We start from the raw sequence: 13188 nt of genomic DNA, 5'->3' as shown, positions 1-13188 counted from the left end.
CACGTCGAGGTCCGCCTGAGGCCCGATTTCGATGCCGCCCGAGCCCTCGAGGATCACCCCGGCGCCGATCGGGACGGTGGCGTCGTCGCGGGGCGGGCGGCCGTCGTAGGCGTCGGCGACCGCGTCGACCAGGGTGTGCGTACGACCTCGCGGGGTGCTCGGCGGCGGTCTTGCGCAGGAGGGCGGGCACATCGACCGCTTCGGCCTCGCGTTCCTGCATGTGATCAGGGGCGGCTGCCTTGCCGGGCCCCCTCGGCCACGAGTTGTTCGGGGTATTCCGCTTGTTGTGGGGTGATCCGGGCAGGTGGGGAGGGAACCACCGTGCGAGTGTCGCCGCCGGCCGCCGCCCTTAGGGCGGGAACATCCTCAGTGTGCGCGGCGCCGTACCGCTCTGGAGGTCTCGTATGTCCGTCTCCGCTGAATCCAGCCCGCTCGCCGACCTGTCCGCGGCCGGTGTATCGGTCTGGCTCGACGATCTGTCCCGGGAACTTCTCGCGGGCGGAGAACTGAAGAAGCTCATCGCGGACAAGCATGTCGTGGGAGTCACCACGAATCCCACGATCTTCGCTTCCGCCCTGTCGAAGGGGGACCGCTACAACGAGCAGTTGCGGCGCCTGGGCGAGGGGGGAAGCAGCGTCGACGACGCGGTCTTCGCCCTGACCACCGATGATGTGCGCCAGGCCTGTGACGTCCTGCGTCCCGTGTACGAGCGGAGCGCGGGGATCGACGGTCGCGTGTCCATCGAGGTCGACCCGCGGCTGGCGCAGGACGCGGGCTCCACCGCCGCGATGGCCCGCAAGCTCTGGGAGACGGTCGACCGACCGAACCTGTTCATCAAGATCCCGGCCACCCGGGCAGGACTGGAAGCGATCACCGCTGTCACCGCCGAAGGCATCAGTGTCAATGTCACGCTCATCTTCTCCCTGGACCGCTACCGCGATGTGATGCACGCCTACCTGCGGGGGCTGGAGCAGGCTCAGGCCGCGGGACACGACCTGGCGGGCATCCACTCGGTGGCCTCCTTCTTCGTCTCCCGCGTCGACGTCGAGGTCGACCGCCGCCTCGACGCCATCGGCACCGCGGAGGCCCTGGCACTCAAGGGCAAGACCGCGATCGCCAACGCCCGCCTCGCCTTCCAGGCCTACGAACAACTACTCGTCGACCCGCGATGGCAGCGACTCGCCGCGGCGGGAGCCCGCACGCAGCGCCCGCTGTGGGCCTCTACGGGCGTCAAGGACCCGAACCTTCCCGACACGATGTACGTCAGGGAGCTCGTGATCGCCGGCACGGTCAACACCATGCCCGGCGGCACGCTGGCCGCGTTCGCCGACCACGGCACCCTCCCCGCGCACGCACCCACCGTGGACGACTTCACGGCAGCCAAGGCCCACTTCGCCGCGCTGGAACGGGCCGGCATCGACTTCACCGACGTCACCGACACGCTGGAGCGCGAGGGGCTGAGGAAGTTCGAGGACAGCTGGAGCGAGCTCGGGGAGTCGGTCGCCCGCGAAATGCACGCGAAGCCCGCCACAGCGGACGGCGACTCCGAGAGCGCCGAGCTCCTGGCGATCTACCTGGGCGACCACTACGCCGCCGCCACCGGCGGCCTGGAACTGTTCAGGCGGGCCGCGGACGCCCGCAAGGGCGAACAGGACGGCCACACGCTCGCCGAGCTCGCGGACCAGATCGACGAGGACCGCACCGCGCTGGCCCGGATCATGACGGACCTGGGCGTGTCGACCAGCCCGTCCAAGACGGCCGCGGGCTGGCTGGCGGAAAAGGCGGGGCGCCTCAAGACCAACGGACACCTGTTCTCCCGCTCCCCGCTCAGCGACGTCCTGGAGGCAGAAGCGATGCTGACGGGAGTACAGGGCAAGGCAGCCTGCTGGCGCACCCTACGCGCCCTGGCCCAGACCGACAGCCGCCTCCATGCCGACGCCCTCGACGTACTGCTGGAACGCGCCGCGCAGCAGAGCACCACGCTGGAGGAGGTGCGCTCCGCCGCGGCAGCCCGAACGCTGGGATCCACGCCGCCGGCCGTCCGATGACGGCACCAAGGGCACCGCAGATGCCGGACAGCACGGGCCGCGACAGCGCATCCACGGGCAGGCGCCCCGCTGGGCGGGCCGGTCCGCTTGACGAAAGGACAGCATGATGAGCGAGCAGCCCGGTGCAGCAAGGGGCGACAGGTCCGTGACGAGTCCGGTGGCCGAGCGTTGCGGCTGGGACGCAGTGGACGTACGCGCGGTGGATACTGTGCGGCTGCTGGCGGCCGACGCGGTCCAGAAGGTCGGCAACGGGCATCCCGGGACGGCGATGAGCCTGGCCCCGCTGGCGTACCTGCTGTTCCAGAACGTCATGAAGCATGACCCTGCCGACGACCGCTGGCTGGGCCGGGACCGGTTCGTCCTGTCCTGCGGGCACTCCAGCCTCACCCTCTACATCCAGCTGTACCTGGCCGGCTACGGCCTGGAGCTGCCGGATCTGGAGGCGTACCGGACCTGGGGGTCGGCGACCCCGGGCCATCCCGAGCACCGTCACACCCGTGGGGTGGAGATCACCACCGGGCCGCTGGGGCAGGGTTTGGCCAGTGCGGTCGGCATGGCGATGGCCGCGCGCCGCGAACGCGGTCTGTTGGACCCGGACGCGGAGCCGGGCAGTAGCCCCTTCGACCGCCACGTCTACGTCATCGCCTCAGACGGCGACCTGATGGAAGGAGTCACCGCGGAGGCCGCCTCCCTGGCCGGACACCAGGAACTGGGCGATCTGACCGTGTTCTACGACTCGAACCACATCTCGATCGAGGACGATACCGACGTCTCCTTCAGTGAAGATGTGCCCGCCCGCTTCGCCTCCTACGGCTGGCACGTGCAGAGCGTCGACTGGACCGCCACGGGCGAGTACGTCGAGGACGTCGATGCCCTGCTCACCGCGATCCGTGCCGCCCGGGCCGAGACCGGGCGCCCCTCGCTGATCATGCTGCGGACCCTGATCGGCTGGCCCGCCCCGACCAAGCAGAACACCGGTAAGGCCCACGGCTCGGCACTGGGCGAGGACGAGATCGCCGCCACCAAGCAACTCCTCGGCTTCGACCCCACGGCGCACTTCGTCGTCGAGGATGAGGTCTTGGCCCGTACCCGCAGGGCCGCGGAGCGCGGCCGCAGGGCACACTCCGCATGGGATGAGGCGTTCGCGGCATGGCGCACCGCGCATCCCGATCGTGCTGCGCTGCTGGACCGGCTCCAGGCCCAGCGGCTGCCGGACGGCTGGACCGACGCCCTGCCCGCCTTCCCCGCCGATGCCAAGGGGATGGCGACGCGCGCCGCCTCCGGTGAGGTGCTCACCGCGCTGGCCCCGGTACTGCCGGAGCTGTGGGGCGGCTCGGCCGACCTCGCCGGGAGCAACAACACCACCATGGACGGCGAACCGTCCTTCGTCCCGGCCGACCGGCAGACCAAGGACTGGAAGGGCGGACCCTACGGACGCACCCTGCACTTCGGGATCCGCGAGCACGCCATGGGCGCCGTCCTCAACGGCATCGCCCTGCAAAGCCTCACCCGCCCCTACGGCGGCACCTTCCTCACCTTCTCCGACTACATGCGCCCAGCCGTCCGCCTCGCCGCTCTCATGCAACTGCCCGCCACCTACATCTGGACCCACGACTCCATCGGCCTCGGCGAGGACGGCCCCACCCACCAACCCGTCGAACACCTCGCCGCACTGCGCGCCATCCCCGGACTGGACGTGGTACGCCCCGCCGACGCGAACGAAACCACCGCCTGCTGGCAGACCATCCTCGAACACACCGACCGGCCCGCCGGCCTGATCCTCTCCCGCCAGAACCTGCCCGTCCTCGACCGCGGCACCTACGCCCCGGCCCGGGGAGCGGCCCGCGGCGCCTACGTCCTCGCCGACGCACACGACGGCACGGCGCCCGAGGTGATCCTGGTCGCCACCGGCTCGGAAGTCCACATCGCCCTGAACGCACGCGACCTGCTGACCGCCCAAGGCCTTGCGGTGCGGGTGGTATCGATGCCGTGCCGCGAATGGTTCGCCGCCCAACCCCAGCACTACCAGGACGAGGTCCTGCCACCAGCCGTGCGCGCCCGAGTCAGTGTCGAGGCCGCGGTCGGCCAGGGCTGGCGCGACATCGTCGGCGACGACGGACGCATCGTCAGCCTGGAACACTACGGCGCCTCCGCCGACTACCAGCGCCTCTACACCGAGTTCGGCATCACTCCCGAAGCGGTCGCCGCGGCCGCCCGCGACAGCCTCCACGACACCACCCAGACCCCCCGCCCCGGCGGGCACCAGCGCACCTCAGCCCCGACGGAGGGTGGCACCGGCGACCATCCCTGATCGAAGGCACCGAGCCCCACCAGCCCGCACCACGGTGGCACGACCGGTTGCATTGCCCACGACGGCTGGATCGGGCTGGGTCCAGGGGTCGGTGCTGCAGGGTGAAAGTGCGGCGTGCAAGAAAAGCTGGCGAGTGCGCCTGCACGGGTAGTTGGGGGTGCATCCCAGAAGCCGCCCTCGCGTACGCGAGGGCGGCTTCACTCCGGCGGGGGACATCGGCGGTGCGCCGCTACATTGCAGGGGGGCCTCGCTGTCCCGGACGAGGAGTTCGCCATCGAGGGCCAGGCCGGCTTCGATGACGCTCCGACGCCCTGTGCGAGTACGAGAAGAGCATCGCCGAAGTATGTGATCCTGCACGCCCGTACGAACGCGTTCAGCCCTTGCGGCCGTCGGGATGCAGGACGACCTTTGTCCAGCCGCGTCACGGGCGTCGAAGTGCTCGTAGGCGTCGGGGGCCTCGTCCAGGCTGAGCTCGTGGGAGACGAGGAAGCTGGGCTTTGCCTTCCCGCCGGCGATCAGGTCGCGCAGCGCCCGGTTGGGCTGGCGTCCACGTGTCCCTGGGGGTCGTGAGCCTGGTAGCCGACGCATTCACAGCCGTTGTCGGCGCCCAGACCTAGGGTGGCCTCCTTGACGACCTCCGCCGGGTTCTGCTCGGCGGTGTTGCTCGGTATGGCGCCGATTTCCTCCGCCTTGCGCAGCCGGTCGGGCTGGTGGTCGGCCGTCCAGACGCGGCCGGCGCCCTTGAGGAGGGCGGAGTAGGTCGCCATCGGCCCGACCGGACCGGCCCCGAAGACGATGGTCTGGTCACCCGGTTTGACGTGGGCCATCGCGGTGGCGTGATACCCGGTGGGCAAGATGTCGGCCGGCATCACATAGTCGGTCTGCCGCCCGGCGGCGTCCTCCCCCGGACGCAGCGCGTTGAAGTCGCCGTAGGGCACGCGCAGCAGTTCTGCCTGGCCGCCCTGGTAGGGGCCCATGTCGGCGAATCCGTAGGCGGCTCCCGCGAGGAGTTCCGGCTGCATGGTCAGGCAGTAGTCGGTCAGGCCCTGCTTGCAGAAGCTGCAGACGATGTTGCAGGGCAGGACCACGTAGTCGCCGACCTGGATCTTGCTGACGGCCGAGCCGAACTCCACGGCCTGGCCCATGTTCTCGTGGCCCAGGGTGCGGCCGACTCGAACGGGGTGCGGCCCTCGCACATGTGCAGGTGTTGCGAGCCGCAGATGTCGGTGGTCGTTATCTTGACGATGATGGCGCAGGGGTGTTCGATCTGCGCGTCCCGAGCCCGGCCACCAGGAGTCCGGCCTCGACGCCCGGACGGCCTGGCGGAGCCCGGCATACACCAGTGGCTGTTTACGAGCGGCAGACGTGAGCAAGAGAGCGGTCACGACCGATCCGGTACGACAACGAGGAGGTCCCCATGTCGGGCACCGAGAAGACCAAGGCCACTGCCGAGCAGGCCAAGGGCAAGACGAAGGAAGCCTTCGGCCGCATGACGGGCAACGAGCGGATGACCGCCGAAGGCCGCGCCGACCAGGCCAAGGGCGATGCCCGCCAGGCCAAGGAGAAGACCAAGGACGCCTTCCGCCACTGACTGCGGACGCACGTCCTTCGCACGGGTGCAGCCCCCGACCCACTCCCCCGGGCCGGGGGCTGCACCGCGCCCCGCACACCCCGGCGCGCGACTGTGCCGGCCGGCCCGGCACCGGCACCACCGTGGCCCCTTCGCCCTGAGCTACGACCGCAGGACGAGCCACCCCTTACCGGCTGCCGGCGAAGGGCGCGGTGGCGTCCGCCTGTATGGAGAGGGTGATGGGTCGATCGGGACGGCGGGACCTGGATCTGGATGCGGAGCGGGTAGTTGTCGGCGATGTTGTCCCCGGGTCAGACGACGGTCCGGGCGGGGCCGGGCTTGGGCTGCGGGCGCGGGCGCTCACGGTGATTGCGACGGACGTCGATATCGATCGGGCGGCTCAGGAGAGTTCGTGCCGGGTGCCGTCGGCGACGGCGTGGAGCTTGTCGGGGTTGGCCACGTTGTGGATGGTCGAGATGCGGCCCTCCGCGTCGAAGTCGAAGGTCAGCGTCGCGATCACGCGGTCCGGGGCGCGGAAGACCAGTCCCGGGCCGCCGTTGATCCAGGTCAGCTCCGCCCGCATCTGACCGGGCTCGACGCCCTGGTAGGTCACGCTGCCGAGCGCGGCGAACCAACCGGCCACGGTCTTCAGGCCGACGACCGGCTTGAGGGCCTGGCGGACCTTGCCGCCACCGTCGCTCCACAGCGTCACGTCCGGGGAGAGCAGCTCCATGAGGGCGTTGAGGTCACCGCCCGTCGTCGCCGCGAAGAAGCGCTCGGTGACGTGACGTTGGTGCGTTCGGTCCGCTGTGAAGCGGGGCCGGCGGGCTTGGACGTGCTCACGGGCGCGGTGTGCGGCCTGCCGCACCGCCGCCTCCGAACGTTCCACCGCCTGGGCGATCTCCACGTAGTTGAACGCGAAAACCTCCTTCAGTACGAAGACCGCGCGCTCCAGCGGGCTCAGCGTCTCCAGCACCACCAGCAGGGCCATCGAGACCGAGTCCGCCGCAGCGACGCCGTCGGCGGTGTCCGGGCCGGTGAGGATCGGCTCGGGCAGCCAGGGGCCCACGTAGGTCTCGCGCTGGTGGCGGGTCGAACGCAACCGCTCCATGGCCAGGTTGGAGACGATCCGGGTCAGATAGGCCTTGGGGTCGGCGACCTGGGAACGGTCGGCCGCCGACCACTTCAGCCACGTGTCCTGGACCACGTCCTCGGCGTCGGCGGCCGTACCGAGGATGCGGTAGCCGACGGAGAAGAGCAGGGTGCGGTATTGCTGGAAGGCGAGCTGGTCGGCGCCGTCCTGCTGCGGCTGGGTCACTTCGCACTCCTGATCCGGGTGTAGCGGCCGCCGTGCGGCCAGAGGGCGCCCGAGGCGGGCATCTTCTTCATGCGGGCGAAGGTCGCCCACGGCGCCGCGGTGACCGCCTCCTTGTACTTCGCGGCGCGCTTGCCGGTCAGCACGATCCGGCGCGGGCTGTCGTCGGGACGGGTGAACTGCACGACGGCGTCGTTCCTGCCCAGGCTGACGGGGGTGTGGTAGTAGCCGAAGCGGAAGGGCTTGGGCTCCTTGCCGGCCAGCACTCGCAGGATCGACAGGGCCGCGTGCACGCCGGTGGGCATGCCGCTCTGGCAGGTCCCGTGCATCACGCCGTAGCCCTGACGGATCGCCGCCGCGTCGCCCACGGCGTATACGTCCGGGTGGGAGACCGAGCGCAGTGCGCTGTCGGTGACCACCCGGCCGCGCTCGTCCACGGTCAGGCCCGCGGCTGCGGCCAGCGGTGAGACGCGGGTGCCGCTGGTCCACAGCACCGCGGCCGCCGTGATGCTGGAGCCGTCCGCGAGCTCGACGCGGTCCGGCAGCATCTTCACCACCTCGACGCCGCTGCGCACCCGCACGCCGAGCCGGGCGAGCGCCGCGTCCAGGTATGCCTTGGCCTTCGGGTGCATGCTCGCGCCCGGCTCCCCCCGGCCCAGCAGTACCACCTGGAGCTCCGGGTGCCGCTCGGCGATCTCCGCGGCCGCCTCGATGCCGGTGAGGCCGCTGCCGCCGATCACGACTGTCCCCCCGTCGATCCGGGTCAGCCGGTCGGCGAGGAGCGTGGCGTCTTCCCGGCTGTTGAGGGTGTAGGCGTTGTCGTCCACGCCGGGGACGGGGGCGGTGTCCGTGATGCTGCCCAGCCCGTAGACCAGGGTGTCGTAGCGCAGGAGCCGGTCGTCGTCGATCCGGACCGTTTTGGCCGCCGTGTCCACGGCGGTGACCCAGCCGCGGACGAACTCGGCGCCGGTGCCGTCCAGCAGCTCCGGGATGTTCAGGTCGGCCGTCTCCTGGCCGGTGGCGGTCATGTGCAGCCGGAGCCGCTCGGTGAAGGTGTCGTAGGGGTTGACCAGTGTCACTCGCAGGCTGCCACGCTTGCGGGTGCGGGCCGCGAGTTGAATCGCGGCGCCGAGCCCGGCGTAGCCGGCGCCCACGACCAGGACCTCGTGCCGCGTTGTCGTGTTCATCGCTCTGCTGCCTCTTTCGTGTGGACCGTTCCCGCGTTGCGGACGACCACCAGACGCAAGCTGCCCTTCCGTTCGTGACACAGGGGCGATGTGACCCGCGTCACGTCGCGGAGAGAAGGCGGACACGACGCGGCAACAGCCCCCCGGAGCGCCGCGATGCAGCATTCAACCATGATCGACTGGCTTTGCGCGGAGACTGCCGGGACAGCAGGACCGCACATCGGCAGGGGACGCCTATCGCGCATCCCACATCTCTGCTGTCCGCCCGCGAGAGGTAAGCGGGTCTTGGGCGGTGACCGGTCCGTGACGGGCATGCGGTGGGCCTGTCGGGGCACATGGCCGGGCATGGCACCGAAGACTGAACACGTGACGTCCCTGCGGGCCGTACGGCAGTTGCGCCGGGTCCGGACCGTCTACACCGCGGGGGTCCTGCTGTGGGCGGCTGCCGCGGCCTGGACGGGATGGACTCACCCCTGGAGCCGGCAGATGTGGGCCAGTGTGCTCCTCCTGGCGGTTTTCACCGGTCTGCTCGGCACGGCCTCGCTGTGGCTGCGGCGCCTTCAAGCGGCCCCGGGACACAAGCCGGTCCGTCACGCCGCACCGCGACACGCGATCACCGCGCGCCATGTGAACGCCTGAATCCCACCCGAGCAGCCCTGTTGTGACGGGCACCGCGTCGGGGTTCGTTGGCGCCGGCCGCGCTCGCGTTGGATGCCGTGTGGCCCGGCGTCGTCGCCGGCCTGCCCCGCGTCGTCTCCTACCCCGTCACCGCCGTCCAGCCGCCCGTACCGGGGGAACCGGCCGAGGCCGGCCGGTTGCGGGAGGCGATGGCCCGGACCGTCATCGACGGCGGCCGGGTCCCCTCCGAGCCGGTCCAGGAGGCGCTGAGGACCGTGCCCCGGCACCGCTCCGCCCCGGAAGTGAACCTCGCGGTACCGGGTGACGACGGCCCGGTCGCCGCCGTCGTCACCCGGTACGGCGGGACAGGAGCGCCGATCAGCTCGGTGTCCGTGGCCTGGCTCCAGACCGACGTGACCGAGCGCCTGAACCTGGAGCCTGGCGCGGGCGCGCCGAGGCGTGAAGCTCCGCTTCGAGCACGGCACCGCCGCCGCGACGGCGGTCTCGGAGAAGGCACTGCGCGGGCCACGGCACGAGCTCCGTGCGCGGGGCGGAACACCGCACGCAGCGCCGAGGACGCCCGCAACGCGCCCCCCGGATGACCGGGCAACTGGGGGAAGGCTCTGCCAGACTCACAGGTCGAGATACCGGGCCGCCCGGTTTTCGACGATTCCGGACGCAGCGATGAGTTTTCCCGTCCCGGCAAGTCACACCACTGCTGTCGACAACACAGGAGGAGCAAGTGGCTCAGCTGCTGAGAGTCCAGAACTTCAACGTCTCGAGTGACGGGATCGGTGCCGGTGAGGACCAGACCCTCGAGAGGCCGTTCGGTCATGTCGATCCCGGGAGGCTGTTCTCCTGGGCCGGCGCCACGGCGAGCTGGCCCATGCGCACCGACCCCGGCGGGAGCCGCGGCCTGGACGACTACTTCACGCGGGACTACGCCCGCAACATCGGCGCCGAGATCATGGGCCGCAACAAGTTCGGGCCCCAGCGCGGGCCCTGGCTCAACCACGAGTGGCAGGGCTGGTGGGGCGACGAGCCCCCCTTCCACACCCCGGTGTTCGTCCTGACCCATCACAAGCGTCCTTCGTTCACGCTGTCCGACACCACGTTCCACTTCGTCGACGGCAGCCCTGCCACCGTCCTGGAGCAGGCCCGGGAGGCGGCGCAGGGCAAGGACGTGCGGCTCGGCGGCGGGGTTTCCACCGTCCGGGAGTTCCTCGACGCCGACCTGGTCGACACCATGCACGTGGTGGTCTCGCCGATGAAGCTCGGGTCGGGACTACGGCTCTGGGAGTCCCCCGACGAGCTGCTCGACCGGTTCCACATGGAGGCCGTCCCCAGCCCGAGCGGAGTGACGCACCACCTGTTCTGGCGGAAGTAACCGCCCCGCAGTGCCGGCCCTGGGCTGCTCTTGCTTCCGGGGGCCAGCGCCGAGGACAAGCTCGAAGACCGACCGGCTTCCGCTTGCGCCTTGCAGAGCAGCGGGGGTCACCTGGCGGGCGGTGCCGTGATCAGGTCCATGACGTTCTCCTCCTCAGGGCGGATGGCGCCCGTCCGCACATCAGTCTTCGGGCGCTGTCGGCGGATGTGCTCCCGCCCGCATGATCCGGACATGGACAAAGCTCAAGACCTCGACACGCTCGCCCTGGCGACCGCGGAGCGGCTCGCCCGAGGGCACGTCGGCGTCGCCGTCGCCGTCGTAGCCGACGGACAGGTAGCACACGCGGCGGCGGGAACCACCGGAAGGGCCGACGGCGGGACACCGGGCGCCGACACGCTCTTCGAGATCGGCTCGGTGACGAAGACCTTCACCACGCTGTGCCTGGCACGGATGGCGGTCGCCGGCATGGTGGAGCTCGACGAGCCGCTGGCCCGACTCCTGCCCGAGGGCACGGCCGTACCCTCGCGGGACGGACAGGAGATCACCCTGCGGCACCTGGCCACCCACACCTCCGGTCTGCCCCGGCTGCCCAAGGGCATGATGTTGCGGGCCCTGCTGCGCCCCCGCACCCCCGATCCGTACGCAGGCTGCACCGCCGACGTGCTGCTGTCCGCACTGGCCCGCACCCGCCTCCGCACCGCCCCGGGCGGACGGGTGCGCTACTCCAACCTCGGTGCCGGCCTCCTCGGACTGGCCCTCGCCCGCCGCGCGGGCAGCACTTACGGGCAACTGGTCACCACCCAGGTGTGCGCGCCGCTCGGCATGTCCGCGACCGGGGTGGCGGCTGACGCCACCAGGCCCGGCCGACTCGCCCAGGGCCACGACAGCCGGCGCCGCCCCACCCCGCCGTGGAACCTGGCCGATATGGCCGGGGCGGGAGGCCTGCGGTCGTCCGCGACCGACCTCGTGTCCTACGTACGGGCCCAGTTGGACTGCAGCGGCCCCACCGAGCTGGCGGAGGCGGTCCGCCTCACCCGGCAGGTCGAGCACCGCGACAACCGCTTCTCCTGGATGCACCTCGGCTGGCGGGCCCACCGCCTGCACCCCCGCCAGGGCGCCCACCTGCAGATCTGGCACAACGGCGGAACCGGAGGCTTCGCGTCCTTCGTCGGCTTCGATCCCGAGACCGGCACGGCCGCGATCGTCCTGAGCAACATTCAGCGCCCCGTCGACGCCTCGGGCTTCGACCTGCTGCGCACCCTCCAGGACCGGGCCGCCTCCCGCGGCGCCCGCCCGGGGGGCCGGTGAGGCTACCTCGGCCCGGACGAGGCGGAGGGCTCAGGGGCGTTGCCAGGTGCGGGCGATGGCGAAGGACACCGATCCGGACCGCGTCCGTGGCACGCTGAATGCATACGTCTCTCCGATCGCCTGGGCTGCACGCCGGGGTTCTCCGTGGGAATTCGTAGGCGGTCATGGTCCACGGCTGCCTACGCTCCCGCCATGCCCAACTCAGAACTGCAGCGGATCAACGCCTTCCTGTCGGCCTTCGCCTGATGCCAGGCCGCGCGTATCGTCGAACTCCCCGGCGGGTTTGCCGTATACGACGACGCCTTTGCCCATTCCCACGTGAACAACCAGATCATCATCGACGGCATCGTTGACTCCGAGGCGGTGCCCGCCATCGCGGAAGAGGCAGTGGGACATCTGCCTCACCGACTGATATCCGTCCTCCACGACGAGGTCGGGATGGCGTGCGCGGAGCCGCTGATCCGCGCCGGATACACCCACTCCATTCATCTGGTCATGCTGCACGCGGGCCCGGTGCCGGCCCGCGGGCCCGCGGGCCCGCGGAGGAGGTGGACCTCGACGCGATACGCGTCCCACTCACCCGGCGCTGGCGGGGCCTGCTTCCGGACGTCGACGACGAGGCCCTGCGCCATCTCGTCGACCGTCGCGAGGCTCGCTGCCGCGGGCCGACATCGTGCGCTTCCTCGGTGCCCGCACGGAGGAGGGCGAGGTCGCCTCATGGGCCGCCCTCTCTCTGGACCCGGCAACCGGCACAGCCCAGATCGAGGACCTGATCACCTCGCAGGTCCACCTCAGGCGCGGTTACGCCGATGCCGTCCTGACCACCGCCTTGCGCCTGGCGGCCGACAAGGACTGCGGTACCGGTTCCTCACCGCTGATGCGACGGACTGGCCACGACACTGGTAGGAGCGCCGCGGCTTCTCCGTCATCGGCCACATTCACCGCTTCGAACGGGGCGCCGCCGGACCGCACCGGTCCTGAGGGCACGGGGCGGGGCCCGGGTGTGCGGCCCAGGACCACACTTGAGCGCTGCGCAGGAGTTGGCCGTGGACCCAATTGTGGCTCGCCTGGCTGCGCCAGCGCGAGCGCCGGAACTGCGTCGCCCGGCCTGCGGAGCAAGAGCCCATGCCCGCCGTAGGAAGAGGCCAGCCCGATGCGGGGCGAGATCGTCAGCCGCCGTAGGAGAACCGGTGAATGAGGGGACACCGGCCGGTGCTCACGCGACGGTCGAGGCCGGGCCGGCTCCGAAACGCGGTGGCCGGCCTGAGGCCACGCAGCGGAGTGGGACGGAAGGTGCGCCATCGCCGGAGTGGCCGAGGCGCGTGGTCAGCAGGCGGAACGCGCGGCAAGAGGCGAGCGCTGCGTGCTCGCCTCCTCAACGAAGGGGCCGCCAACTTCTCTGATGGGGCTGAGGAGGAAGACGCGAGCCGACGCGACGGACGTC

The 13188-nt window shown here is 70.9% G+C and carries 10 protein-coding genes and 2 pseudogenes; 8 read left to right on the top strand and 4 right to left on the bottom strand.

The features are described 5' to 3' along the window. Window positions 1-404: 404 nt before the first annotated feature. Together tal and tkt are read left to right on the top strand one after the other, a co-directional pair. Window positions 405-1523, top strand: a pseudogene (gene tal, locus ACIA6C_RS15010) (transaldolase); the annotation flags it as partial. A gap of 628 nt (window positions 1524-2151) precedes the next feature. Next, on the top strand, window positions 2152-4359 hold the full coding sequence (gene tkt, locus ACIA6C_RS15005) for a transketolase (RefSeq protein WP_399275828.1): 2208 nt from the start codon (window positions 2152-2154) through the stop codon (window positions 4357-4359). 373 nt (window positions 4360-4732) lie between these two features. Here tkt and ACIA6C_RS15000 read toward each other — a convergent pair. Next, window positions 4733-5695: pseudogene (locus ACIA6C_RS15000) on the bottom strand (alcohol dehydrogenase catalytic domain-containing protein). Window positions 5696-5776: 81 nt separating this feature from the next. On the opposite strand from ACIA6C_RS15000, the gene ACIA6C_RS14995 reads away from it, so the two are divergent. Then, entirely contained in the window at window positions 5777-5950 is a 174-nt protein-coding gene (locus ACIA6C_RS14995) for a CsbD family protein (RefSeq protein ID WP_399275826.1), read from the top strand. Between the two features lie 379 nt (window positions 5951-6329). Here ACIA6C_RS14995 and ACIA6C_RS14990 read toward each other — a convergent pair whose 3' ends face one another. Together ACIA6C_RS14990 and ACIA6C_RS14985 are read right to left on the bottom strand one after the other, a co-directional pair. Next, window positions 6330-7247: an RNA polymerase sigma-70 factor gene (locus ACIA6C_RS14990; protein WP_399275824.1), complete on the bottom strand. Its 918-nt coding sequence runs from the start codon at window positions 7245-7247 to the stop codon at window positions 6330-6332. Continuing rightward, window positions 7244-8431: an NAD(P)/FAD-dependent oxidoreductase gene (locus ACIA6C_RS14985; RefSeq protein WP_399275822.1), complete on the bottom strand. Its 1188-nt coding sequence runs from the start codon at window positions 8429-8431 to the stop codon at window positions 7244-7246. Before ACIA6C_RS14985 ends, ACIA6C_RS14990 begins: the two co-directional genes overlap by 4 nt. A 345-nt stretch (window positions 8432-8776) precedes the next feature. Here ACIA6C_RS14985 and ACIA6C_RS14980 point away from each other — a divergent pair, with 345 nt between their 5' ends. From ACIA6C_RS14980 to ACIA6C_RS14965, 4 genes are all read left to right on the top strand, one after another. Beyond that, the gene (locus tag ACIA6C_RS14980; protein WP_399275820.1) at window positions 8777-9070 is read left to right on the top strand and encodes a hypothetical protein; all 294 of its coding nucleotides are present in this window, start codon (window positions 8777-8779) and stop codon (window positions 9068-9070) included. Window positions 9071-9117: 47 nt separating this feature from the next. Continuing rightward, a complete protein-coding gene (locus ACIA6C_RS14975; RefSeq protein WP_399275818.1) occupies window positions 9118-9651 on the top strand; it encodes a hypothetical protein in 534 nt (177 codons plus the stop codon). Between the two features lie 140 nt (window positions 9652-9791). Continuing rightward, a complete protein-coding gene (locus ACIA6C_RS14970; protein ID WP_399275816.1) occupies window positions 9792-10436 on the top strand; it encodes a dihydrofolate reductase family protein in 645 nt (214 codons plus the stop codon). Window positions 10437-10667: 231 nt separating this feature from the next. Then, window positions 10668-11744: a serine hydrolase domain-containing protein gene (locus ACIA6C_RS14965; protein WP_399275814.1), complete on the top strand. Its 1077-nt coding sequence runs from the start codon at window positions 10668-10670 to the stop codon at window positions 11742-11744. Between the two features lie 201 nt (window positions 11745-11945). On the opposite strand, the gene ACIA6C_RS14960 is transcribed toward ACIA6C_RS14965, so the two are convergent. Beyond that, window positions 11946-12248, bottom strand: coding sequence for a hypothetical protein (locus ACIA6C_RS14960; RefSeq protein ID WP_399275812.1), 303 nt, complete (start codon window positions 12246-12248; stop codon window positions 11946-11948). Between the two features lie 169 nt (window positions 12249-12417). Between ACIA6C_RS14960 and ACIA6C_RS14955 the strand changes: the two genes are divergently transcribed. Beyond that, window positions 12418-12882, top strand: coding sequence for a GNAT family N-acetyltransferase (locus ACIA6C_RS14955; RefSeq protein ID WP_399275810.1), 465 nt, complete (start codon window positions 12418-12420; stop codon window positions 12880-12882). Window positions 12883-13188 lie beyond the last annotated feature (306 nt).

Source organism: Streptomyces sp. NPDC051578 (assembly GCF_044454045.1).
Classification (GTDB): domain Bacteria; phylum Actinomycetota; class Actinomycetes; order Streptomycetales; family Streptomycetaceae; genus Streptomyces.
This window is presented reverse-complemented; position numbering and strand designations above follow the sequence as displayed.

Bases quoted from the DNA above. Each gene is read 5' to 3' on its own strand.
- tkt (WP_399275828.1), top strand. From the start codon at position 2,152: ATGATGAGCGAGCAGCCCGGTGCAGCAAGGGGCGACAGGTCCGTGACG.
- ACIA6C_RS14995 (WP_399275826.1), top strand. From the start codon at position 5,777: ATGTCGGGCACCGAGAAGACCAAGGCCACTGCCGAGCAGGCCAAGGGC.
- ACIA6C_RS14985 (WP_399275822.1), bottom strand. From the start codon at position 8,431: ATGAACACGACAACGCGGCACGAGGTCCTGGTCGTGGGCGCCGGCTAC.
- ACIA6C_RS14980 (WP_399275820.1), top strand. From the start codon at position 8,777: ATGGCACCGAAGACTGAACACGTGACGTCCCTGCGGGCCGTACGGCAG.
- ACIA6C_RS14965 (WP_399275814.1), top strand. From the start codon at position 10,668: ATGGACAAAGCTCAAGACCTCGACACGCTCGCCCTGGCGACCGCGGAG.